Source organism: Streptomyces shaanxiensis, from assembly GCF_039537145.1.
Classification (GTDB): domain Bacteria; phylum Actinomycetota; class Actinomycetes; order Streptomycetales; family Streptomycetaceae; genus Streptomyces; species Streptomyces shaanxiensis.
Map to the genome: position 1 here is coordinate 91,308 of NZ_BAAAZY010000015.1, position 22,702 is coordinate 114,009.

17 protein-coding genes are annotated in these 22,702 nt (G+C 71.8%); 11 read left to right on the forward strand and 6 right to left on the reverse strand.

Features of this window, described 5'->3' with window-relative positions:
* The first annotated feature begins 78 nt into the window (after nucleotides 1–78).
* The 7 genes from ABD932_RS29780 (at nucleotide 79) to ABD932_RS29810 (ending at nucleotide 12,455) form a co-directional block, all read left to right on the forward strand.
* Nucleotides 79–1,461 carry an ABC transporter substrate-binding protein gene (locus tag ABD932_RS29780; protein WP_345017244.1) on the forward strand — a complete coding sequence of 461 codons (1,383 nt, stop codon included), beginning with the start codon at nucleotides 79–81 and terminating at the stop codon, nucleotides 1,459–1,461.
* A gap of 67 nt (nucleotides 1,462–1,528) precedes the next feature.
* Nucleotides 1,529–2,812: a carbohydrate ABC transporter permease gene (locus tag ABD932_RS29785; RefSeq protein WP_345017246.1), complete on the forward strand. Its 1,284-nt coding sequence runs from the start codon at nucleotides 1,529–1,531 to the stop codon at nucleotides 2,810–2,812.
* On the forward strand, nucleotides 2,809–3,723 hold the full coding sequence (locus ABD932_RS29790; RefSeq protein WP_345017248.1) for a carbohydrate ABC transporter permease: 915 nt from the start codon (nucleotides 2,809–2,811) through the stop codon (nucleotides 3,721–3,723). Before ABD932_RS29785 ends, ABD932_RS29790 begins: the two co-directional genes overlap by 4 nt.
* Nucleotides 3,724–3,906: 183 nt before the next feature.
* Entirely contained in the window at nucleotides 3,907–6,168 is a 2,262-nt protein-coding gene (locus ABD932_RS29795) for a bifunctional glycosyltransferase/CDP-glycerol:glycerophosphate glycerophosphotransferase (protein ID WP_345017250.1), read from the forward strand.
* 180 nt (nucleotides 6,169–6,348) lie between these two features.
* Complete coding sequence (locus tag ABD932_RS29800; RefSeq protein ID WP_345017253.1) at nucleotides 6,349–8,553, forward strand: CDP-glycerol glycerophosphotransferase family protein; 2,205 nt, start codon at nucleotides 6,349–6,351, stop codon at nucleotides 8,551–8,553.
* A 1-nt stretch (nucleotide 8,554) separates the two neighbouring features.
* Nucleotides 8,555–10,792, forward strand: a complete 2,238-nt coding sequence (locus ABD932_RS29805; protein WP_345017255.1) for a bifunctional glycosyltransferase/CDP-glycerol:glycerophosphate glycerophosphotransferase — start codon at nucleotides 8,555–8,557, stop codon at nucleotides 10,790–10,792.
* Nucleotides 10,793–10,865: 73 nt separating this feature from the next.
* Nucleotides 10,866–12,455, forward strand: a complete 1,590-nt coding sequence (locus tag ABD932_RS29810) for a hypothetical protein (protein WP_345017257.1) — start codon at nucleotides 10,866–10,868, stop codon at nucleotides 12,453–12,455.
* Nucleotides 12,456–12,519: 64 nt separating this feature from the next.
* On the opposite strand, the gene ABD932_RS29815 is transcribed toward ABD932_RS29810, so the two are convergent.
* Complete coding sequence (locus tag ABD932_RS29815) at nucleotides 12,520–12,933, reverse strand: organic hydroperoxide resistance protein (RefSeq protein ID WP_126392648.1); 414 nt, start codon at nucleotides 12,931–12,933, stop codon at nucleotides 12,520–12,522.
* A gap of 122 nt (nucleotides 12,934–13,055) precedes the next feature.
* On the opposite strand from ABD932_RS29815, the gene ABD932_RS29820 reads away from it, so the two are divergent.
* The gene (locus tag ABD932_RS29820; RefSeq protein ID WP_345017259.1) at nucleotides 13,056–13,532 is read left to right on the forward strand and encodes a MarR family winged helix-turn-helix transcriptional regulator; all 477 of its coding nucleotides are present in this window, start codon (nucleotides 13,056–13,058) and stop codon (nucleotides 13,530–13,532) included.
* On the opposite strand, the gene ABD932_RS29825 is transcribed toward ABD932_RS29820, so the two are convergent.
* Complete coding sequence (locus ABD932_RS29825) at nucleotides 13,477–15,204, reverse strand: glycosyltransferase family 39 protein (RefSeq protein WP_345017261.1); 1,728 nt, start codon at nucleotides 15,202–15,204, stop codon at nucleotides 13,477–13,479. The two genes, ABD932_RS29820 and ABD932_RS29825, sit on opposite strands and share 56 nt — an antisense overlap.
* Nucleotides 15,205–15,401: 197 nt before the next feature.
* Between ABD932_RS29825 and ABD932_RS29830 the strand changes: the two genes are divergently transcribed.
* Both ABD932_RS29830 and galE read left to right on the forward strand, forming a co-directional pair.
* Nucleotides 15,402–17,138: a glycosyltransferase gene (locus ABD932_RS29830; RefSeq protein WP_345017263.1), complete on the forward strand. Its 1,737-nt coding sequence runs from the start codon at nucleotides 15,402–15,404 to the stop codon at nucleotides 17,136–17,138.
* A 60-nt stretch (nucleotides 17,139–17,198) separates the two neighbouring features.
* A complete protein-coding gene (galE, locus tag ABD932_RS29835; protein ID WP_345017265.1) occupies nucleotides 17,199–18,182 on the forward strand; it encodes a UDP-glucose 4-epimerase GalE in 984 nt (327 codons plus the stop codon).
* 64 nt (nucleotides 18,183–18,246) lie between these two features.
* Here galE and ABD932_RS29840 read toward each other — a convergent pair whose 3' ends face one another.
* A complete protein-coding gene (locus ABD932_RS29840; RefSeq protein ID WP_345017267.1) occupies nucleotides 18,247–18,717 on the reverse strand; it encodes a hypothetical protein in 471 nt (156 codons plus the stop codon).
* Nucleotides 18,718–18,876: 159 nt separating this feature from the next.
* Here ABD932_RS29840 and ABD932_RS29845 point away from each other — a divergent pair, with 159 nt between their 5' ends.
* On the forward strand, nucleotides 18,877–19,869 hold the full coding sequence (locus ABD932_RS29845; RefSeq protein WP_345017269.1) for an ADP-ribosylglycohydrolase family protein: 993 nt from the start codon (nucleotides 18,877–18,879) through the stop codon (nucleotides 19,867–19,869).
* A 129-nt stretch (nucleotides 19,870–19,998) separates the two neighbouring features.
* Here ABD932_RS29845 and ABD932_RS29850 read toward each other — a convergent pair whose 3' ends face one another.
* The 3 genes from ABD932_RS29850 to ABD932_RS29860 all read right to left on the reverse strand — a co-directional run bounded on the left by ABD932_RS29850 (nucleotide 19,999) and on the right by ABD932_RS29860 (nucleotide 22,669).
* Nucleotides 19,999–21,234 (reverse strand): IS701 family transposase, encoded by a 1,236-nt coding sequence (locus tag ABD932_RS29850; protein WP_345017271.1) that lies wholly within the window; start codon nucleotides 21,232–21,234, stop codon nucleotides 19,999–20,001.
* A gap of 52 nt (nucleotides 21,235–21,286) precedes the next feature.
* Complete coding sequence (locus ABD932_RS29855; RefSeq protein WP_345017273.1) at nucleotides 21,287–21,940, reverse strand: response regulator transcription factor; 654 nt, start codon at nucleotides 21,938–21,940, stop codon at nucleotides 21,287–21,289.
* A gap of 87 nt (nucleotides 21,941–22,027) precedes the next feature.
* Nucleotides 22,028–22,669, reverse strand: a complete 642-nt coding sequence (locus ABD932_RS29860) for a TetR/AcrR family transcriptional regulator (RefSeq protein WP_126392654.1) — start codon at nucleotides 22,667–22,669, stop codon at nucleotides 22,028–22,030.
* Between the last annotated feature and the right edge of the window lie 33 nt (nucleotides 22,670–22,702).

Sequence of the window (22,702 nt, forward strand, 5' to 3'; positions counted from 1 at the left end):
CCCCCCACCCCAGGGCGTAGACCAGATCAAACGGGACAGCGCTCGAACGTTCGACGAGGCACGAAGAACGGGGCAGTGATGCGCAGCACGAGCAGCAAGAACCGGACAGGCAGGGCCGCCAGGGCCGCGGCGGCCGTACTCGCGGGAGCCCTCGCTCTCTCGCTCACGGCATGCGGCGGCGATGGCGACGACGATGGCAACGAACAGGGCGGTTCCGGCAACGAGGAGACCGCCGGCGCCGTCACCCTTCCCAAGCTGAACGGCGAATCCCTCGAGGTCGCCGCCGTATGGACCGGCGCCGAGCAGGCCAACTTCAAGCAGGTCCTCGCGGAGTTCGAGAAGCGTACGGGCGCCAAGGTGACCTTCGTGCCCGCCCAGGACCCGATCATCAACTTCCTCGGCTCGAAGGTCGCGGGCGGTCAGCCGCCGGACATCGCGATGCTTCCGCAGCCCGGCGCCATAAAGCAGGCCGTCGACAAGAAGTGGGCCAAGCCCCTGGGCGCCGACGCGATCAAGGAACTCCAGGAGAACTACTCGCAGGGCTGGCAGGACATCGGCAAGGTCGACAACAAGCAGTACGGCGTCTACTACAAGGCCGCCAACAAGTCCCTGATCTGGTACAACACCCAGGTCTTCGAGAACGCGGGGGCCACCGAGCCCAAGACGTGGGACGAGCTGCTCACCACCGCGCAGACCGTCTACGACTCCGGGGTCACCCCGTTCTCCGTCGGCGGCGCGGAGGGCTGGACCCTCACCGACTGGTTCGAGAACATCTACCTCTCCCAGGCGGGCCCGAAGAAGTACGACCAGTTGGCCAAGCACGAGATCAAGTGGACCGACCCGTCCGTGAAGGACGCGCTCACCGCGCTCGCCCAGGTGTGGGGCAAGAAGGACTACGTGGCGGGCGGCGCGACCGGCGCGCTGCAGACGGACTTCCCGGCGTCCGTCACCCAGACTTTCACCGGCGGCGACCAGCCGAAGGCCGGCATGGTCTACGAGGGCGACTTCGCGCAGGTCAACATCGTCCAGGCGAAGGCGAAGGTCGGCACGGACGCGAAGGTGTTCCCGTTCCCGGCCGTCGGCGACACCGCGCCCGTCGTCTCCGGCGGCGACGCGGCCGTCATCCTCCAGGACTCCAAGGCCGCGCAGGCCCTGGCCACCTGGCTCGCCTCCCCGGACGCGGCGACGATCCAGGCGAAGCTCGGCGGCTACCTCTCGCCGAACAAGAACGTGGACAACTCGGCGTATCCGAACGAGGTGCAGCAGAAGATCGCCAAGGCGCTCATCGACTCCGGCGACGACTTCCGCTTCGACATGTCCGACCAGGCCCCGCAGGCCTTCGGCGGCACGCCCGGCAAGGGCGAGTGGAAGGCGCTGCAGGACTTCCTGAAGAACCCGACGGACATCGCGGGAACGCAGCGGAAGCTGGAAGCCGACGCGGCCGCGGCGTACGGAAACTGACGCCGTGTCGTCCGCGGAAGCGGCAGGGGCCCCGCCGGCCCCTGGCGCACCCAGGTCGCGCAAGAGTGTGACCGGCACGCGCAGGACGATGGCGGCGCTGTTCCTGCTGCCCGCCCTCGTGCTGCTCGGCGCGCTCGTGGTCTACCCGATCGGGTACTCGGTCGTCCGCAGCTTCTACGACCAGTCCGGTGGCGGCTTCGCCGGATTCGACAACTACGAGGCCCTCTTCACGGACGACGGCATCCGCACCGCCCTCAAGAACAACATCATCTGGGTGGTGTTCGCCCCGACGGTCGCCACCGCGCTCGGTCTGATCTTCGCGGTGCTGACCGAACGGGTGCGCTGGGGCACGGCGTTCAAGCTGGTCGTCTTCATGCCGATGGCGATCTCGATGCTGGCGGCGGGCATCATCTTCCGGCTCGTCTACGACCAGGACCCGGACAAGGGCGTCGCGAACGCGGTGTGGGTGGGCGTGCACGACACCTTCGCGCAGGCGTCCGCGTTCCCGAAGGCGCACCCGGGCCGGGAGTCGCCGCTGGAGGCGGCGCCGGGCGGCGGTTTCATCACCAAGGCCACCGTCAGCGCAGGCACCCCGGTCGTCCTGCCCCTCGTCGGCGTCGCCCCGGACCAGATGCCGGACGGCGCCAGGACCGCCGTACAGGCCAAGGCCGACCCGGACGGCATCACCGGCACCACCTGGCAGGACTTCACGCGCGGCAAGGGTGTCGGGACGCTCGGCGGGGTCGACGCGTCCGAGCTGGGCTATGCCGGGATGAAGATCGAGGCCGTGAAGGACGGCAAGGTCGTGGCGTCCACGAACGCGGCGGACGACGGCACGTTCACCTTGCCGGCCGCCGCCGACGGGGCCCGGCTCCGGCTCCCCGCGGACAACTTCAAGGAGCCGTACAACGGCCTGGACTGGCTCGGCCCGTCCCTTGTCACGCCGGCCATCATCGGGTCGTACATCTGGATGTGGGCCGGTTTCGCGATGGTGCTGATCGCGGCCGGCCTCGCGGGCATCCCCCGCGATCTGCTGGAGGCGGCCCGGGTCGACGGCGCCAACGAGTGGCAGGTGTTCCGCAAGGTCACGGTGCCACTCCTCGCACCCGTCCTCGCGGTCGTCACCGTCACCCTGATGATCAACGTCCTGAAGATCTTCGACCTGGTCTTCATCATCGCCCCGGGCTCCTCCCAGGACGACGCGAACGTCCTCGCGCTGGAGCTGTACCGCAAGGGCTTCTCCGAGGACCAGCCGGGCGTCGCGAGCGCGATCTCGGTGTTCCTGTTGCTGCTGGTGATTCCCGTGATGTGGTTCAACATCCGTCGGCTGCGGCGGGAGGGGCGGCGATGAGCGCTGATGCCGGAAGGCTTACCAAAGCGGCGCCCGAGCCGCTCACCGTCGTCAAGGGCGAGCAGTCCCTCGGCGGCCGGCTCGCCTCCTTCGTCAGCGGCGGGCTGGTGCGGGTGTTCCTCATCATCGTCGGACTGTTCTGGCTGGTCCCGACGATCGGACTGCTGATCTCCTCCCTGCGGCCGCCGGAGGAGATGACCGCCAGCGGCTGGTGGGAGGTCTTCAGCAAGCCCTCCCAACTCACCTTCGACAGCTACGACAAGCTGCTGGGCAACAGCGACATCACCAACTCGATCCTCAACACCGTGCTGATCACGGTCCCGGCGACGGTCCTCGTCGTCATCATCGGCTCGCTCGCGGGCTACGCGTTCGCGTGGATGGAGTTCCCGGGCCGCGACTGGTGGTTCCTGGGCGTGGTCGGCCTGCTGGTCGTGCCCGTGCAGGTGGCGCTGATCCCGATCGCCGAACTGTTCGGCAGCATCGGCATCTTCGGCTCCCTGATCGGCGTGATCCTCTTCCACGTCGGCTTCGGGCTGCCGTTCGCGGTGTTCCTGCTGCGGAACTTCTTCGCGGAGATCCCGAGGGAGCTGCTGGAGGCGGCCCGGCTGGACGGCGCCGGTGAACTGCGCCTGTTCTTCCGTGTCGTGATGCCGCTCGGCGGGCCGGCGATCGCCGCGCTCGGCATCTTCCAGTTCCTGTGGGTGTGGAACGACATGCTGGTCGCGCTGATCTTCACGGACGCCGACAGCCAGCCGATCACGGTCGCCCTGCAGACACAGGTACGCCAGTTCGGCAACAACATCGACATCCTGGCGCCCGGCGCGTTCATCTCGATGGTGATCCCACTGGTCGTGTTCTTCGCGTTCCAGCGGCAGTTCGTGTCCGGAGTGATGGCGGGCGCGGTCAAGTAGTCGCGGGGAAAGGCGGCAGCCGTACAGGACGGTGCCTCAAGGGGGCGGGCCGACATCGGTCCGCCCCCTGCCGTTCACTCACGGTCCCCCGTATGCCGTAGGTCCCGTAACCAAGTCACTCCATTGGCCGTTCCCGGCAAGGCGACAGCGCCCCACCGCCCCGGCCGACCCAGTGGATGTCCCTTGCCCAGGTTCAGTGTCATTGTCCCCGCGTACAAGGTTCAGGCGTACCTGCACGAGTGCCTGGAATCGGTGCTCTCGCAGTCGTACCCCGATCTCGAAGTGATCGCCGTCGACGACTGCTCGCCGGACGCGTGCGGCGCGATCATCGACGAGTTCGCGGCCCGCGACCCGCGCGTACGCCCCGTGCACCTCGCCGAGAACCGGGGCCTGGGGGCCGCCCGCAACGCCGGTATGGCCGAGGCCACCGGCGACTACCTGGTCTTCCTCGACAGCGACGACACCCTCACCCCCGACGCCCTGCACGCGATCGCCGACCGGCTGAAGGAGACCGGCGAGCCGGACGTCCTGGTCTACGACTACGCGCGCACCTACTGGACCGGCGAGACGATCCGCAACCAGGCCGCCGACCGGCTCACCGAAGCGGGCCCGGCGCCCTTCCGGTTGGCGGACCGCCCGGGGCTGCTGCGGATGCTGATGGTCGCCTGGAACAAGGCGTACCGGCGGGACTTCGTCGAGCAGGAGGGCTTCGCCTTCCCGTCCGGCTACTACGAGGACACGCCCTGGACGTACCCGGTCCTGATGACCGCGGAGTCGATCGCGACCCTGGACCGGGTGTGCGTGCACTACCGGCAGCGGCGCCGGGGCGGCATCCTCGGCACGACCAGCCCGCGCCACTTCGACATCTTCGAGCAGTACGACCGTGTCTTCGCGTACGTCGACCGGAACCCCGAACTGGCTCGCTGGCGTCCGCTGCTGTTCCGCCGCATGGTCGATCACCTGATCGTGGTGTTCACCCGCCGCGACCGCCTCCCGCGCCGCCGCCGCGCCGAGTTCCTGCGCAAGGCCCGCACGTACTACCGCCGTTACCACGCCCCCGGCACCCCCGTCCCGGCGCGCGCCCGCGTCCACTACGCCCTCGTCCGCCTGGGCCTGCACCGCACCTACCACGCCCTGCAACGCACGGCGGCACTGTCCCGCCGTACCGCCAGGTTCACCAGCCGTCTACTGAAGGGCCTGCGGGCCGGCGCCCTGCGGCTGCACTACCGCGTCCAGCGCTGCCTCCCCGTGCGTGCCGACCGCGCCGTCTTCGCCGCCGACGGCGTCCGCGGTCACGGCTGCGGCCCGGGCGCCCTGGAGCAGGCGTTCCGCACACACGCCCCGCGCATCCGCACCGCCTGGATCGCCGAGGCCGAGCAGCACGACGCCGTGCCGACCGGCACCCGCCGGCTGCGCCCGGGCAGCGCCGGCTACTGGACGGCACTCGCCCGCTCCAAGTACCTCGTCCACAACGCCGACTTCGACCGCCGCCTGGTCAAGCGCCCCGGCCAGGTCCTGGTGCAGACCCTGCGGGGCACCCCGCTCAAGCACATGGGCCTGGATCTGCGCGAACGCCCGGCCGCCGCCGGGGACACGGACTTCGGCGAGCTCCTCGGCCACGTCGACCGCTGGGACTACGTCCTGTCCGCCAACCGCCACTCCACCCTGACCTGGGAGCGCGTGTACCCGGGCGGCTACACGACCCTGGAGTACGGCAGCCCGCGCAACGACGTCTTCCAGCAGGCGACGTCGGCGGACGTGACCCGGATCCGCGAGTCGCTCGGCGTCCCCGAGGGCGCCGTCGTGATCCTCTACGCCCCCACCCACCGCGACTACCGCCGCACCCAGCGAACCACCCTCGACCTGCACCGCGTCGCACGCCGCCTGGGCCCCCGCTTCGTCGTCCTCGCCCGCGGCCACCACCGGCACGGCGGCCCGCTCGCCCCGGCAGGCGACCAGGTCATCGACGTCACCGCCCACCCGAGCGTGGAGTCGCTGTGCCTCGCCTCGGACGCGCTGGTCACCGACTACTCGGCGATCATGTTCGACTACGCCAACCTGGACCGGCCGATCGTGATCCACGCCGACGACCGGGAGGCGTACGAGGCGGCCCGCGGCACCTACTTCGACCTGCGGTCCTTCCCGCCGGGCGCGGTGTCGCGCAACGAGGACGAGCTGATCGACATCTTCGCCACCGGCCACTGGCGCGGCTCGCGCTCCACCCAGCTGCGGTCGGCGTTCCGCGAGCGCTTCTGCCCGTACGACGACGGACGCGCCGCCGAGCGGGTCGTACGCCATGTGGTGCTGGGCGAGACCGGCCGGCCGGCCGTCGTGCCGCTCGGCAACCGCCACCCCGTGCCGTCGCCTGCCGCGGCGCCCGCGCGCTCCCCGCGCACCGCCGTGCCGCAGCCCACGGACCCCCTGACCGTCACCGAGAACCTCTGAACGCCGTTCTCACGGAAGAGGAGCCCCTATGCCCTCCAGCCCGTCGCGGCCCACGCCGAGCCGGCCCAACACCTGGCGTCCGGCCGGGCGGCCCGGCCGTCGTCGAATCGGGCCGGGGCCGGCCCCGGCGTCCTGGGGAACCTCGGCAGCCTCCTGAAGAACCTCGACAGAAAGGGCAGTATGCCCCGCTTCAGCATCATCGTTCCGTCCCATGGGGTCGCGGGCCGGCTGTCCCTGGCGCTGGACTCGGTCCTCGCCCAGTCCTTCGGCGACTTCGAGCTGATCCCGGTCTGCGACGGCCCCGACTGCGCGGCGGCGGCCGTCGCCGCGGGGTACGCCGAGCGGGACTGCCGGGTGGCGCCCGTGCACTCGCCGCCGGCGGCCGGGCGGGCCGGGGCGCGCAACGCCGGGGCGCGGGCGGCGATCGGTGAGTGGCTGCTGTTCCTGGACGGTGACGACGTGCTGGTGCCGGGGGCGCTGGCGGCGCTGGACGCCCGGCTGGGCGAGACCGGCGACGTGGACGTCCTGCACTTCGAGCACGAGCGGACGCCGTGGTGGGTGGGCGAGCCGACCAACCCGGCCGCGCCGCTGCTGGCGCGGGCTCCGGGCGGGGTCTTCTCACCCGAGCAGGCGCCGGAGCTGACGGGGGTCCAGCTCCCGGCCTGGAGCGCGGCCTACCGCCGGGCCTTCCTCGCCGAGCGGCACCTCGCCTTCCCCGACGGCCACTTCACCGACATCGGCTTCGGCGGACTGGTCGCGTTGAGCGCCGAGCGCATGGCGGTGCTGCGCCAGGTCGTCGTACGGCATCTGCTGCGGCGGCAGGGCAGCCGGCTGGGTCTGCCGGGCGAGCACCACTTCGAGCTGCTGGACCAGGCCGAGCTGGTGCTGACGCGGGCGGCCGGGCAGGGGCTGTCCGGGGAGCGGTTCGCGGCGCTGTTCGAGCAGCTCTTCGGCGCCGTACTGAAGACGGCCGCGCATCCGCGTCGGCTGCCGCGTGGACGGCGTGCCTTCTTCCGGCGGGCGAGCGGGCTCTACCGGCGGCATTGTCCCGCCGGATTCCGGGTGCCGGGCGGCAGTCTCGGTGTGCAGCACCGGCTGCTGGCGAAGGGGGCGTACGCGGCGTTCCGGGCGCTGCGCGGGGCCAACCAGGCGGCGGCGAGGCTGGCGTCGGGTGTGCCACGCCCGCGTGGCGGACTGCGCACGCGGCTGCGCTACCGGCTCCAGCTGCGCCGCCCCCTGGACCCGAACCTCGCCGTGTACTGCGCGTACTGGGGCCGCGGTTATGTCTGCAACCCGGCCGCGATCCACGCCAAGGCACGCGAACTCGCCCCGCATCTGCGGTCGGTGTTCCTGGTCGAGGCGGACCAGGCGCACACGGTGCCGAAGGACGTGGAGTACGCGGTCATCGGCAGCCGTGCGTACTGGGACGTGCTCGCCCGGGCCACGTACCTGATCAACAACGCCAACTTCGCGGACGCCGTGGTCAAGCGCGAGGGCAGTGTGCACCTGTCGACCCAGCACGGCACCCCGCTGAAGAAGATGGGCGCCGACCAGTCGACGTACCCCGTGGTGGCCGCGGCGACCGGCAGCTTCGCCAAGCTGCTGGCCCGCGTCGACCGCTGGGACTACAACCTCACCTCCAACCGGCACTCCACGGAGATGTGGGAGAGCGCGTACCCGTCCGCGCACGAGCCCCTGGAGTACGGCTATCCGCGCAACGACGTCTACTACACGGCGACCGCCGCCGACGTCGCCCGCGTCCGCCGCGAACTCGGCGTCCCCGAGGGCAAGAAGGCCCTGCTCTACGCGCCCACGCACCGCGACTACGCCACCGGCTTCGAGACCAGCCTCGATCTGGAGGCGCTGTGCGAGGAGATCGGCGACGAGTACGTCGTGCTGCTGCGCGCCCACTACTTCTACGACCAGGGCGCCGCGCGCGGCACCGGCCGGATCATCGACGTCACCGGGCACCGCTCCTCCGAGGACGTGTGCCTGGCCGCCGACGCGCTGATCACCGACTACTCGTCGATCATGTTCGACTACGCCAACCTGGACCGGCCGATCGTCGTGTACGCCGACGACTGGGACGTCTACCGGGAGCTGCGGGGCGTCTACTTCGACCTGATGGAGACGCCGCCGGGGCGGGTGGCGCGGACGCCGGGCGAGCTGGCGGCGGTCTTCCGCGACGGCTCGTGGGCGGACGGTGAGGCCAAGGCGCTGCGGGCCGCGTTCCGGGAGCGGTTCTGCCAGTTCGACGACGGGCAGGCGGCCGAGCGGGTCGTACGCCGGGTGCTGCTCGGCGAGCCGCCCGAGGCGATCCCGCCGGTGATCCCGCTCGCCGAGCGCATCCCCGCCCCCGCCGCGACGACCCTCGTGAGGAACTGACGTGCCCCGCTTCAGCATCATCGTCCCCGTCTTCAAGGTGCAGGGCTTCCTGCGGGAGTGCCTGGACTCGGTGCTCGGGCAGTCGTACCGCGATTTCGAGGTGATCGCCGTCGACGACCGCTCCCCCGACGGCTGCCCCGCCATCCTGGACGCCTACGCCGAGCGCGACGCACGCGTGCGCGTGCTGCACCTGCCGGAGAACGTCGGCCTCGGACGCGCGCGCAACGCCGGTCTCGAGGAGGCGAGCGGCGACTTCGTCCTGTTCCTCGACAGCGACGACTCCTACACGCCGGGCCTGCTGGCCGCGGTGGCGGCGCGCCTGGAGGCGAGCGACGACCCGGACATCCTGGTCTTCGACCACGTCCGCACGCACTGGTGGGGCCGCGGCGGCCGCAGCACTGCGGCGGACCTGCTGGCAGCGGCCGGCTCGGACACCTTCTCCGTCCGCGAGAACCCCGAGTACCTGCATCTGTTCCTGGTCGCCTGGAACAAGGCGTACCGGCGCGACTTCCTGCTGAAGCACGAGCTGCGCTACGCGCCGGGCCTGTACGAGGACGCGCCCGTCACCTACCGCTCGATGGTGCTGGCCGACCGCATCGTGTGCCTGGAGCGGATCGGGGTCGAGTACCGGCAGCGCCGACAGGGTGCGATCACGAAGACGCCGGGGCGGCGGCACTTCGACATCTTTCCGCAGTACGAGGGCCTGTTCGCGTTCCTCGAAGAGCGCCCGGACCTGGCGTGGGCGCGGCCGCTGCTGTTCGAACGGGCCCTGGACCACATGCTGTTCGTGCTGGCCCGTGAGGACCGGGTGACGCCCGCGGACCGGCCGGACTTCTACCGCGAGATCCGCTCCTTCCACGCCCGCCACCTCCCCGAGGGCTTCACCCCGCCGGACGGCTGGCGCGGCAAGGAGATGCGGCTGCTGGCGACGGCGCCCTACGCGTCGTACGCCGTGGCGCGCGGGCTGCGCGATCTGCGCAGGGCGGCGGGCAGCGGCAAGCGGCGCGTCACGCGGGCGGCGTCGCAGCGGGCCCGGCACGCCTGGTACGCGGCCCAGTCGAGGCTTCCGCTCGATCCGCACCTGGCGGTCTACTCGGCGTTCTCGCATCGCGGGGTGCTGGGCGATCCGGCGGCGATCCACGCCAAGGCCCGCGAGATCGCCCCGCACATCAAGGGGGTGTGGGTCGTCCAGGAGGACGCGGTGGACACGCTGCCGCCGGGGACCGACTTCGTGACGCCGGGCTCGTGGCGCTATCACCAGGTCATGGCTCGGGCCACGTACTGGGTGAACAACGTCAACTGGCCGGGCACGCTGGCCAAGCGCCCCGGCAGCGTCCATCTCCACACCCACCAGGGCACCCCGCTCAAGTACATGGCGGCCGACCTGCTGACCAAGCCCGGCGCCCGGCACGGTTTCGACGTGCCGAAAATGCTGTGGCGGGCCGACCGCTGGGACTACAGCCTGGTGGCCAACCGGCACTCCGAGCTGGTGTGGGAGCGGGCGTATCCGTGTCACTTCACGTCGCTGCGGACGGGGAGCCCGCGTAACGACGTGCTGGTCAACGCGGGTCCGCAGGCCGGCGAGGCGGCTCGTGCGCGGCTCGGTGTCCCCGCCGGGCACACCGTCGTGCTGTACGCGCCGACCCGCCGCGACTACCGCCGGGGCGGTCATGTCGACCGGATCGATCTCGCCCGGTTCGCCGAGGATCTGGGCGCCGGCCACACGCTCGTCGTACGCCTGCACCCGTCGCTGGCGAAGGGCACCGCGCGCGGGATGGGGCTGGCCGATCTGCATCGGCGCGGGGTGCTGATCGACGCGACGGACGAGCCGCATGTCGAGGACGTGATGCTCGCCGCCGACGTGCTGGTCACCGACTATTCCGCCCTGATGTTCGACTACGCCCACCTGGACCGGCCGATCGTGATCCACGCCGACGACTGGGGGGCGTACGCGGCGAGCCGGGGCGCCTACTTCGACATCACGGCCGACGCGCCGGGCCATGTCTCGCGCTCCTACCGGGAGTTGGCGTGGCTGTTCGCGTCCGGGACGTGGCAGGACGGGGAGTCGGCGCGGGCGCGGGCGGGATTCCGGGAGCGGTTCTGCGAGTTCGACGACGGACACGCCGCCGAGCGGGTCGTGCGGACCGTGCTGCTGGGTGAGCGGGCATCGGAGGGGGCGTTCGGGGCGGAGCGGGTGCCCGCTCCGGCGGGCGCGAGGTCGCTGACGGACGCTCACTAGGTCCCGCGATCGCCGCTCACTCGATGAGGTGACGTGAGGCAATGTCGTTGACCCGACCGGGAACATACGACAAATGCCCCAAACCTACTCAACCTCCCCCATCGGAAAGGCGGCCGTCGACACTCTCGTCCGGAGGGCGGTGCGCGGTGCGACCGCGCTGTGCGGCGGCCGCGTCTGGCGACCGACGCCGTACCAGGTCTTCGGCTTTCTGTTCTTCCTGGTGATATCGCTGGCGTACTGGGCCGTGCCGCTGTGCTGCGACGCGGGCCAGCACGCGGCGGTGGTGGAACGCCTGAAGGCGAACCTGCTCCACCCGCGCCACCCGATGGCGGACCTGCCGGGCGCGGGCAGCCCGTACTACTCGCCGTACGCCGTCTCGCAGGGCGCGTTCGCCCGGCTGAGCGGGCTGGGCGGCTGGGAAGTGGTGCGGCTGGCCGGGCCGCTGAACCTACTGGTGCTGCTGACCGGCATCGGCCGCTTCGTGCGGGTGCTGACGCCGCGGCCGTGGGCGCCGGTGCTCGCGCTGGGTGCGATGACGCTGCTGTGGGGAACCGAGCGGGCCTGGTGGAGCGGGTACCTGAGCCTGATGTCGATGACGGGGAACCTCGGCTATCCGTCGGCGTGCGCCATCGGGCTGACCTTCTGGGCCTGGGCACTGACGGGGGCGCGGGCGCGAAGGGAGGGGCTCGTCCGGTACGTGGGGCCGAGTGGACTGCCGGGTCTTGCCGGGTACGCGGGGATCGGGGCGCTGTACGGGCTGATCCTGCTGGTCCATCCGATCACCGCGGTGGCCGCCGTGCTGGGGGCGGTGGCGTTCGTCGCCGGGTGGCAGCGCGAGTGGCGGAGTCCGGTGGTGCTGCGGTGGGGGGTGGCGGCGGGGACGGCGGCGCTGGCCGCCTGGTCCTGGCCGTACTTCGATGTGTTCGCGCTGGCAGCGGACGACAGCGTGGACTGGATGCACCGGCGGCTGTACGAGCAGCTCTTCGGGCAGTTCTGGCTGGCGCTGCTGGGGCTGCCGGCGCTGTGGCTGCGGTGGCGGAACTCCCGCCGGGATCCGCTGGTACTGCTGTTCGCCCTCGACTGCCTGCTCGTGGCATTCGGCTGGGTCAGCGGCCACTACACCTACGGCAGGATCCTCGGGCTCACCCTCGTGCCGTTGCAGTTCGCGCTGGCGGTGGAGCTGGCGGCGCCCCGGCCCTGGGGCAGGGCACGCCGGGCGCTGGGCGGGGCCGCGGCCGCCGGGGCCTGTGTCGGGTTCCTGACCGTGCAGGGCGGGGCGGTGGTGCCGCGTGTGCTGGATCCGGTCGGGCTGGAGCAGCCGTCGCTCTGGCCGTCGTACGCGTGGGCGGCACGGCATGTCGGGAAGGGCGAAGTGGTCATCTCCGACGGGCACTTCGCCCCTCGCTCGATCCCCGGCTACGGTCCGAACCTCGCCGCGCCGATCTGGCCCGACCCCGCCCTGGACGAGCGGGAGCGGGAACGCCGGCTCGCCGATGTCCACGCCTACCTCTCCCCCACGTCGACCCGGGCCGAGCGCACGGCCGTCGCCCGGCGCTACCACGCGCACTGGCTGCTGCTGACGCGGTGGAAGCGGGTGCCGGAGGAGGCCGTGATCGTGGCTTGGAGCCCGGAGACGGGTGAGGTGCTGGCGCGGATCGGGTGACCGACGGCTCCGGGCGGGGTGACGCGGCGACCCCGGCCGGGGTCGCTCGACGGATCCGGGCGGATTACTCGATGACGAGGTCGACGTCGATGTTGCCGCGGGTGGCGTTGGAGTAGGGGCAGACCTGGTGGGCGGTCTCGACGAGCTTGCGGCCGGTCGCCTCGTCCAGGGTGTCGGGCAGCTCCACGCGCAGCGTCACCTTCAGACCGAAGCCCTCGCCCTGCTTGCCTATGCCGACCTCGGCGGTGACGGCGGCGTCGGACACGTCGACCTTGGCCTGGCGGCCGACGAGGCCGAGGGCGCTGCCGAAGCAGGCGGCGTAGCCGGCGGCGAACAGCTGCTCCGGGTTCGTGCCCTCGCCGTTGCCGCCCAGCTCCACCGGCGGGGCCAGCTTGAGGTCGATCTTGCCGTCGTTGGAGACGGCGCGACCGTCGCGGCCGTGGGTGGCGGTGGCGACAGCGGTGTAGAGCGCGTCCATGGAAACCATCCCTCTCAAGTCACGTGCCGGCGGCTCCGTTGGCGGCCGCCGCACGGCGACAAGTAGAGCACACAATTCAATTGGACACAACTAAATGACGGGGCACGAGCTACCCTGGAGGCATGACGACCACGCCCACGGCCGACTGGCTCCGCCTCGACCAGCAGATCTGCTTCTCCCTGAACGCCGCCTCGCGCGCCTTCGGCGGCGTCTACCGCGTCGTCCTGAAGGACCTGGGGCTCACCTATCCGCAGTACCTGGTGATGCTGGTGCTGTGGGAGCACGGCGACCTGCCCGTGAAGAAGCTCGGCGAACACCTGCGTCTCGACTCCGGCACGCTGTCTCCGCTGCTCAAGCGGCTGGAGGCGGCCGGTCTGGTGCTCCGGGAGCGCAGCGCGCGTGACGAGCGCTCGGTGGAGGTGCGGCTGACCGAGGAGGGCACCGCCCTGCGCGAGCGGGCCCTGCAGGTGCCGCGCCGGATCGCCACGGCGACGGGCTTCGACGTGGACGAGATCCGCGAGCTGCGGGCACGACTGGACCAGCTCACCGAGGCTCTGGACGCGGCGGCGGTGGAGGAGACGCCGGGGCAGGGTGCGTAGGCGGGGCGGGGTGTGCAGGCGGGGCGGGGCGCGTAAGCGGGGCGTGCTCAGGCGGAGCGTCATGCGCGGGCCGGGAGTGGGGTCGGGGCTGATGCCGGAACGGGTGTCGGGAATGGTGCGCGGCCGGGGCGGGGTGCGGAGACGACGCGCGGCGGACGTAGAGCCGTAGGGGGCCGCGGGGCTGTCCGGCGGTCAGGGGCCGGAATTCCTCGCCGACGATGTCCAGCTTGGCGCGCTCGGTCGGGTTGCGTGGATACCAGGGCGAGTTCAGGGCGTACGGCTCGGCGACGACCCAGACCCGGTCGACCGCGTCCAGCCTGCGCCGCAGTTCCCCGGCGCCGACCTCACGGCCGTACAACGTTCCCGACCTCGGTCCGGACTGGCGCAACGCGACGTCCCAGGCCGACCGGAACCCCCGCGGATATGCCAGCGCCGAACGCCGCCCGATGGACGGCAGGAACAGCACCGGCTCGCCGGGGCGCAGATGCCGGGCGGCGAACGCGGAGGTGGCGGCGAGGTTGTCGGGGCGGTGCGCCGGGGAGCGGTCCTGACGGTGGAGGGGGAGGTGGTGGAGGAAGGCGAGGGTGATGGCGAGGGTGCCGGCCAGGGGGGTCAGCGGCCTCAGGAGCCGGCCGCCGTACGGGTGTGCGCGAGCCACGAGCCCGGCCACCCGGTCCGCCCCCGCCGCCACCAGCAGCGGCGCCCCCGCAAGCGCGTACAGCACGTAACGGTCGTCGTACACGGGCCGCACCTGCGACACGGCGGCGAGGAGCACCGGCGGGACCGCCATCAGCGGCAACGCGACCTCCGTGACCCGCCCCGCCCGCAGCCCCACCACCATCAGCAGGACACACGCCCCGCACACCACCCCCGTGGGCCCGGCGACGAAGCCCCGGAGCAGGCGTTCCGCAGTCCCCCACCCCGGCTCCGCCAGCCACTCCACCTGCCCGGCCTGCGCCCGGGACACGGCCACCAACGGCAGCAGGGCGACGCCCGCCCCGGCCACCGCGCGTGCCCACCCGAACCACACCCGCCTCGGCGCACGGCCCGCCGCCAGGGTCACCGCATGGGCGCACACCGCCAGGACGGCCAGTTCGTGCAGCAGACAGGCGGCCCCGAGGACGACGCCGTACGCCCACCACACCCGCCGCACCAGCAGCAGCGTCGCGCCCGCCACCCCGGCCGTCACCAGCGCGTACGACCGCCCCTCCTGCGCGTAGTGCCCGACCATCGGCGTCACCGCGAACAGCAGTCCGGCCCAGAGCCCCACCCTCGGCCGCGCCAGCCGCACCCCGAGCGCCGCGACCAGCCCCGCCGCCGCGGTCGCGCCGAGCACCGACGGCAGCCTGAGGGCGACCTCGCCGGGGTGAAGAGCGAGGACGGCGTGCATGAGCAGGTAGTACAGACCGTGCACGGCATCCACGCCTTGCACCAGCCGCCAGATCTCCGGCACCGACCGCCGGGCGACCTGGAACGTCACTCCCTCGTCCCGCCACATGCCCTCACGGTCGAGCCCCCACAGCCCGATCCCGAGCGTGACGGTCATGGGGACGGTGACGGCGAGGGCGACGGCGGCACCGGCGCCGGTTGCGGCGCAGGCCGCGCGGCCGCTCCTCCCCTGCTTCCTGCGCCTCTGTTCGGCGGTTTTCCGCCCCGGTTCGACGTTCCTCACAGGGCCGATTTTGTGCTATTAGCAGACTCTTATTATTCATTGACGGCGTATCACCACAAATATGGCGTTCGCCCGGCTTACGATCCGCCGTGATGAACAGTGAACCGGACGTCGGTTCCGGCCGTCTTCCGGAGCGGGCCCCAAGTCCCGCCCCACGGGCGACAACCCACCATTCCCTTGATTCCAGAACGGGCCCCATGCACCCTCCCGCCGCACACGCCGGGCGCGCCGAGCGCGAGCCGCAGGTCGGCGTCGTCGTCATCGGCTACAACGACGCCGCGCACGTGACGGCGGCCGTCCGCTCGGCACTGGCGCAGGGGCCCGCCGTCCGGGAGGTCGTCGCCGTCGACGACTGCTCGACCGACGACAGCGCGGAGCTTCTCGCCCGCCTCGCCGCGACCGAACCGCGCGTGAAGGTGGTCCGGCGCCGGGTCAACAGCGGCGGCTGCGGCAGCCCGCGCAACACCGGGCTGGACCGGGTGACATCGCCGTACGTGATGTTCCTGGACAGCGACGACGTCCTGCCGCCGGGCGCGGTGGACTCGCTGCTCGCGGCGGCGAAAGAGGCGTCGGCGGAGGTGGCGGGTGGGCTGTGCGTGCGGCGGGAGCTGCCCGAGGGGCGCACGGTGCCGTGGCAGGCGTCCCTGTACGCCGCGCACGCCGTGTACGAGCGGCCCTCGCAGCGCCCTCGCCTGGTCCACGACACGCTCTGCGTCAACAAGCTCTACCGCACGGACTTCCTGCGCGACCACGGCATCCGCTTCCCCGAAGGCCGCTTCCCCTACGAGGACTTCGTCTTCACCGCGCGCGTACTGGCCGCCGGGCCACGCATCGCCCTCGTCCCGAACCAGGTGTACGTCTGGCACGTACGCCGCTCCGCCGACCGGCTGTCGATCTCCCTGGACCGCGCCGGCATCACCAACTGGCGGGCGCGCACGGAGGCATGCCGGCTGGCGTACGAGATCCTGCTGGGCGCCGGCCAGAAGGAGCTGGCACGGGCGGCGCGCGGCAAGTTCCTCGACCACGAACTGCGGATGTACGTACGCGAGTTGGGCCTGCACGACGCCGAGTACCAACACACGTGGTGGGCACACACCCGGGCGTACCTCGCCGAGTACGACGCGTCCGACTGGGCCTACCACCCCACCGCACCCGGCCGCCTCATCGGCCGCGTCGTCCTGGCCTCCCCCGAGCCCCGCGACCTGCCCCGCCTCAGGGACCTCGCCGCCCGCCCCGCCCGCCTCCTCCCTCCCTACGCCCACACCCCCGACGGCACCCCCGCCTGGTCCGCCGACCTCCCCCAGGTCACCCTGGAGCCCCTGCTGACCCGCCCCGTAGGTCTCCTCCCCCTCGCCGTGGACGCGGAACTGCGCCCACGCGCGCGTGCCGCCCACCTCCGGCTCCGCCTGCACGAGCTGTACGGCCGGGTGGCACAGGCGGCCCCCGAGGCGTTGGAGGTGGAGTGGCGGTGCCGGGAGACGGGGCGGGCGGCGGGGCCGAGGACGGTGGGGCTCACGGCATCGGGGGGCGGGGCCGACGGGGCAGGCGAGGCCGACGGGGTGTGGTCCGCCGAGACGACGGTCTGCTGGACGGCGTTTTCCGGGGCGCCCGGAGTGACCGGGGTGTCCGGAGTGCCCAGGCGATCCGAGGTGCCCGGGATAGCCGGGGTGCCCGGGATGCCCGGGACGAGCACGTGGGATCTTCGCCTGCGCGTGCGCTTCCGAGGCGGTGCGTACCGCGAGGTCACGGCGCACGCCACCACGGGCGCCGGTCTGCTGCGCCGTCGCACCGTGTTCAGCACCCGGCACGCCGTAGTGCTCGTACAGCCGTACGCCACACACTCAGGGGCGCTGGCACTACGCGTGGCCCCAGGTTTACGCGGAGTTACGGCAGTGATCCGCGCCAGACTCCACCGCCTGCTTCACTGTCACTGACACCGACCACTGACGACCACGGACGACCACAGGCCTACTGACGAAGGGGACGGCCGCAACATGACCTGGCTGATCACCGGCGGTGCCGGTTATATCGGAGCGCACGTCGTACGCGCGATGACCGAGGCGGGCGAACCCGCCGTGGTGTACGACGACCTGTCGACCGGCATCATCGAGCGCGTGCCCGACGGCGTGCCGCTGGTGGTCGGCTCGACCCTGGACGGCGAGCGCGTCGCCCGCGCCCTGACGGCGCACCGCATCACCGGTGTCGTCCATCTCGCGGCGAAGAAGCAGGTCGGCGAGTCCGTCGACCTGCCGCTGCACTACTACCGGGAGAACGTCGAGGGCCTGCGCGTCCTACTGGAAGCGGTGACCGGGGCCGCCCGCGTACGGTCCTTCGTCTTCTCGTCCTCGGCGGCGGTGTACGGCATGCCGGACGTCGACCTGGTGACGGAGGAGACGCCGTGCGCGCCGATGTCGCCGTACGGGGAGACGAAGCTGGCCGGCGAGTGGCTGGTCCGGGCCACGGGGCGCGCGACGGGCCTGTCGACGGCCTCGCTGCGCTACTTCAACGTGGCGGGTGCGGCCACGCCCGAGCTGGCCGACACCGGTGTCTTCAACCTCGTCCCGATGGTCTTCGAGAAGCTCACGGAGGACGCGCCCCCGCGCATCTTCGGTGACGACTACCCGACCCCCGACGGCACCTGCGTCCGTGACTACATCCACGTCGTCGACCTGGCCGAGGCCCACGTGGCCGCGGCCCGCGCCCTCCAGGCCTCGCCGGGCCGCGACCTCACCCTCAACATCGGCCGCGGAGAAGGCGTTTCGGTCCGCGAGATGATCGACACGATCAATGCCATCACCGGCTACGACCGGCCCCCGACCGTCACACCCCGCCGCCCCGGCGACCCGGCCCGCGTCGTCGCCTCCGCCGACCGCATCGCCACCGAGCTGGGCTGGAAGGCCAGGCACGATGTACAGGACATGATCACGTCGGCTTGGGAGGGGTGGGTGCGGTCGCATCCGGACGCGGCGCGGGACTGAGGGCTTCCGGAGGCGGCGCGGGACTGCGGTCTCCGGTGCCTCCGGTACCTCCAAGGCGCCTCTGTTACTGGGCCACTTCCGAGCAGGGCTCGTCGGCGTCGTGCGCGATGATCTCTGCCTCGGTCCGCGCGGCCGCCCCTTGGAACACCACCGTGAAGCAGCGGTCGACCGTCGCCTGGGCCGGCCCCAGGAACGTCAGCGAGCGCTCGAAGGTGTGGGAGAACTGGAGCACAGTGCGCGTCCGCCCCTCGGTGGAGCGCATCGCGTACAGCAGGCCCTGCCCCTTCCCGACGACGGAGTCCAGGGCCCGCTCAGCGTCCCGCCGGTCGTACGGCGGGCCGCCGTTCTCGTCGATGACGGCATCCGCGAATCGCTGTGCGTCGGCCCGGGTCGCCTCGAAGGCCGAGCGCTCGCGGTCCGCTTCACGGGATTCACCGACGGCGTAGGCCACGATGACGACCGCGAGGAAAGCAAGGAGAACCGCCCCGAGGGCCTTGGCCCAAGGGGCGCTCCGTCCGACCTGATGGGATGCCATCGATACCCAGGGGTTGTTCACCGCACGGCGGAATGCCTCGGCGTGTGCGGAGGTGCCTACGCGGTTCGGATGGTAGCTCTCACGGTCACGCTCGGCGTGGCCGATCCGATGAACGCCGGGGGCGGCAACGTCACTTACCCGGCCGGTTAGCCTCGCGGGGTGACCGAGTCCCTTCGCACAGCGCGCGCCCTGGGCGCCGTCATCGGCTCCGCGGTGGGCGACGCCCTGGGTGCCCCCTTCGAGTTCGGCCCCGAAGGAGCCTTCTCCGCTCGCTTCCCGGACCCCGGCCATGGCGGCGAGATGTGCGGGGGCGGCGGCTGGGAGCCGGGCGAGGCTACCGACGACACGCAGATGGCCGTACTCGTCGGCGAGTCCCTGCTGGAGTGCGGCGGGCTCGAACTCGCGGACGTCTTCGGACGGTTCCAGCGGTGGGCGGCCGCCGACCCGAAGGACATCGGCCTGCAGACGGAAGCCGTCCTGAGCAGCGGCGATCCCTGGGACATGGCCGCCGCACTGCACTTCCAGGTGAACCAACGGGCGGCGGGGAACGGGGCGTTGATGCGCGCTGCTCCCTCCGCCGTGTACTTCGCCCGCGTCGACCGTGACGGCAGCGGCAGCGGCAGCGGCAGCGGCAGCGGCAGCGGCAGCGGCGATCGTGCCGCCACCATGGACGCGGGCCGCCGCATCGCCGCCCTCACCCACGGGGACCGGGCGGCCTGGGAAGGCACCGCCGTCTTCCACGAGTTGGTGCGCGTCGCCATGGAAGGCGGCGACCCGCTCGCTGCCCTCCCGGCCACCCTCGCGGCGGTCCATCCGGATCACCGGAAGCGGTATGCCGACGTCCTCGCCCCCGACTGGCATCCCGACCGGGCCACCGAGTTCAACGGCGCCGTCTGGCCCTGCCTCGGCTCCGCCGTCTGGGCCCTGCGCACCACGTCCTCCTACGAGACCGCCGTACGCGCCGCGATCGACCTCGGCGGCGACACGGACACCGTCGCGGCCGTGACCGGCGGGCTGGCCGGGGCGGTGTACGGCATCGCCGGGGTGCCGGAGCGGTGGACCGCGGCCCTGCACGTGCCGTTGCCGGGGTTCGGCGAACGGGTGCTGCGAGTCGGGGAGTTGGCGGAGCTCGCGCGGCGGTTGAGCGGCTAGTAGTGCTTCGTTAGGTTGTGGGCTGTCTGTGGCTGCTCCGAGGGCTGGGCAGGGGGCGTCCGCAGGTGGTGCAGGTACCGGTCCAGCACCTCAGCAGGTCCTGAAGAACGTCGAGGACCTGGTAGAGGGTCAGGCCGGTGTGCGGACTTTTGGGTCGAGCCGCCTGAGGGTGAGGAATGCCTGGGCGGCGGTGACGAGGGTGACGTGGTGGTGCCGGCCGCGCCAGGTGCGGCCCTCGAAGTGGTCCAGTCCGAGGCCATGCTTGAGCTCGCGGTAATCGTGCTCGATCCGCCAGCGCATCTTGGCCCACCGCACCAGGTCAGCGGCCGGTGTGGCGGCAGGCAGGTTCGATATCCAGTAGTCCGTCGGAGTGTCCTGGCCGTCCGGCCATTCGACGAGGAGTGTCTGGACGGGCAGGACGCCGTCCCACCGGTTGCGGCCGCCGCCCGCCTCCTGCGCTGCGGCCAGGGACTGCTTGCCCGCGGGCCGCACTGTCAGCACCGCGAACCGCGAAGTCATCGCGCCTTTGCTGCCCTGCCTCCAGGTCACCTCGGTGAACCGCTCCGCACCCGCCTCCCCGGCGAGGACGCAGACGGCTCGCGGTGGGGTGCGGTAGCGGGCAAGGGTGGGCGGTCCGAGCCCGCCATACGCAGGCTGGTGCGGCTCAGCATCCTCCGGGTGGGCGACTTCCTTCCCGTTCAGGGCCAGGACATAGGACAGCCCTCGCTCCTGGAGACCGAGCCGGAAGGGGGTGCTGACGCCGTAGCCGGCGTCGGCGACCACGACCGGCGCCTTCAACTGCCACTCGGCGAGTGTGTCCAGGAGACCGAGCGCCAGACGCCACTTCTCCCGGTGCACCACGTCGTCGGGGACTCCTGCCCTGCGGCATCGGTCCGGCTCGTCCGTCCACTCACGCGGCAGATACAACTGCCACTCCAACGGGCACGAGGCAGTGTCGGTGGCGGCATGGACACTGACCGCGACCTGGCAGTTCGCCCGCTTGCCGACCGCTCCGCAGTACTGGCGGGCCACCCCGACCGACGCCTTGCCGCACTTGGGGAACGACACATCGTCGATCACCCACACCTCGGGCCTGACAACTCCGGACAGCCGCTCGGCGATCCGCTGCCTGACCGGCAGCGGATCCCACGGCGACTGGTTCACGAACTGCTGCAGGGCCTGCATGTTCCCGTCCGGCAGACGCTCGGCCATCGGCTGGATCGACTTGCGCCGGCCGTCGAGCATCAGGCCCCGCAGATAACACTCGCCCCACCGCCGCTGATCCCGCCGCGGAAACGACCCGAACACATCGGCAACGAACTCCGCCAACTCGCCCCGGAGCCGTTCCACTTCCCCCAACCTCACTCCGGGAAGCTGCCCCCGATCAGCCGAGATCACTCAACGTAACGAAGCACTACTAAGCGCGCTGCGTGCTGTTCAGGTACGCCAGCACGGCCAGCACCCTCCGATGCCCACTGTCGCTCTGCGGCAGGCCGAGCTTGAGGAAGACGTTGCCGATGTGCTTGTGGACGGCTCGTTCCGTGACGACGAGCGAATTGGCGATGGTCGCGTTCTCGTGGCCCTCGGCCATGAGGGACAGCACCTCGCGCTCGCGCGGGGTGAGGGAGTCGAGCGGGGAGTCGCGGCGCCGGGTCAGCAGTTCGGTGACGACCTCGGGGTCGAGCGCGGTGCCGCCGGCCGCCACCCGCTCCAGCGCGTCGAGGAACTCGTCCACCCGGCCGACCCGGTCCTTGAGCAGGTAGCCGAGGCCGCTCGCGCCGCCGCCGAGCAGTTCCGCGGCGTACGACTCCTCGACGTACTGGGAGAGCACCAGCACCGGCAGCCCGGGCATCTCCTTGCGCGCGGCGAGGGCGGCGCGCAGTCCCTCGTCGCGGAAGTCCGGCGGCATCCGTACGTCGAGGACGGCGGCGTCGGGGCGGTGCTCCAGCAGGGCGGGCAGGATCTCGGGGCCGGTGCCGGCGACCGCCACGACCTCGTGTCCGGCCGACGTCAGCAGCAGGACCAGGCCCTCGCGCAGCAGCGCGTTGTCCTCGGCGATCACGACTCTCACGGCAGTTCCGTCTCTGCTCCGGTCACCGCACGCGCGCGATGACGCCACGCCGCCCCGATCGAACGGCGGTCGCTGCGCGCAGCCTACTCACAGCGCTTTGAGCGCCTCCGTCGTGGCCCGGGCCAGGGAGTCCAGATAGCCCTTGGGCAGCTTCCGGCCGCGTGCCGCCACCACCGTGCGCCAGTACAGCGGGCCCGAGATCAGGTCGAGCGCCAGCTCGTCGTCGAGGCCCGCACGCACCTCGCCGCGCTGCTCCGCCCCGACCAGGATCTTGCTGGCGACTCCCTCCTGCCCCTGCTCCAACGCCTTCTGCAGCGCCTCGGCGATCTCGGGGTTGCGGGCCGCCTCGGCCTGCAGGTCGGGGATGATCTGCGAGACCACGGGGTGACGCAGGGCGCGCGAGGTCACCTCGTACAGCATCCGCAGGTCACCCTCGAGGGAGCCCGTGTTCGGCGTGGGCAACCCCATCACCGCGACCGCCGACACCACGTCCAGCACCAGGTGCAGCTTGGAACGCCAGCGCCGGTACACCGCCGTCTTGCCGACGCCGGCGCGGCGCGCGATGCCCTCTATCGACATCCGCGCGTAGCCGACGGCCGCCAGTTCCTCGAAGACGGCCGCCCGGATGGCCTCCGTCACGTCCTCGCGGAGTACCGCCGCACCGGCGGGGGTCCGGCGGCGCGGACGCGTCTGCGGCTGGTCGGGGTTGGTCGTCATGCGGACCAGCATAGGGCGTTACGACGATACGGTCCCGTCCCCACG